Source organism: Paenibacillus vandeheii, assembly GCF_030433635.1.
In the GTDB taxonomy this organism is placed as follows: Bacteria; Bacillota; Bacilli; order Paenibacillales; family Paenibacillaceae; genus Paenibacillus; species Paenibacillus vandeheii.
Genome location: NZ_JAROCD010000039.1, coordinates 1 through 1,046, shown reverse-complemented (window position 1 = coordinate 1,046; position 1,046 = coordinate 1). Strand labels below are relative to the sequence as shown.

Genomic DNA, 1,046 nt, shown 5'->3' with positions numbered 1-1,046 from the left:
CTAATCGGTAATAGGACTATGTTCTTGTCCATTCCGGCGATCGGTACAAGTTATTGTTCCTCGACAACCCGGTCTCAGATTTCATAATAAAAAAAATAAAACAAAAAAGCCGCTATAATAGCGACTTTGAATGGGACAAGAACTTGTACCTTTGTCAGCATCGTTGTTTACTGTTTTCATCCCCTATCGATCTCATTAATTAATTTAATAAGTGACTCCGTTTTTTCAACTGATATTTTGTACCCAGTGTCCGTATCATCTTTATTCATGTACATCGCATTACTTTTCTTCGTTTTGTCGTTAATATTGATCCATAAATAACACGAAATTTCATTACCATCGTTCTGAATGGTCACTTCATAATTTGGAGAAGCTACATTAGCTATTCCGCTTATTTTTTGAATCCTTAATCGCATCAGTAAACTATGTGGTGTTCGAAGAATCTTCAACTTCAAGGATTACATCCTTTTGAGTATGAAGCTTGTATTCCTGAATTGTTGTGCGTATCGGTAATTTATTAATTATGATTTTCCCTTGAATTGCTCTTTCGGTACCAGAACTCCCCTCAATTTTTTCACTCGTTGTATTACAAGCGACACTTACCAGCATAAACACAACAAGCAAAAATAAAACACTTGTTTTTCGCATCTTTAGAACCCACTTCCAAATTTAATTGTATTACCTTAAAAGACGTTACATAATTGAAAAACATTTCTGGAAAAGGATATTTTCTCAAATGTTTATTCTTCATTTATTCCTATAAAATGATTTTTTTACATACATCGGCCATTTCAATTCCTTCAAAATTTCTTGCTTATTGGTGTTAGATTAATTATAAACCTTCTGCAAAATGAAAATAACACCCTTTATAACGAGTTCGCACAGATAGGATATCAGTACTTCACATCTTACAAAGAGTGTTTACGTCAATAGTACTTACGCGATTGAACCTTGTACCAACAGGTAAGTGCAGTGGTGGGTAAGCTTTTCTTATCATCTGATTTTTTTAGTCCACACTAAAATTTCCCACGCTATTTATGGATACG

The 1,046-nt window shown here is 33.7% G+C and carries 2 protein-coding genes; both read right to left on the bottom strand.

The annotated features are described in order from the left end of the window. Positions 1 to 176 precede the first annotated feature (176 nt). Complete coding sequence (locus P5G61_RS32130) at positions 177 to 416, bottom strand: YhfM domain-containing protein (protein WP_488199307.1); 240 nt, start codon at positions 414 to 416, stop codon at positions 177 to 179. Positions 417 to 423: 7 nt separating this feature from the next. Then, on the bottom strand, positions 424 to 648 hold the full coding sequence (locus tag P5G61_RS31805) for a hypothetical protein (protein WP_152532794.1): 225 nt from the start codon (positions 646 to 648) through the stop codon (positions 424 to 426). Positions 649 to 1,046: the final 398 nt, after the last annotated feature.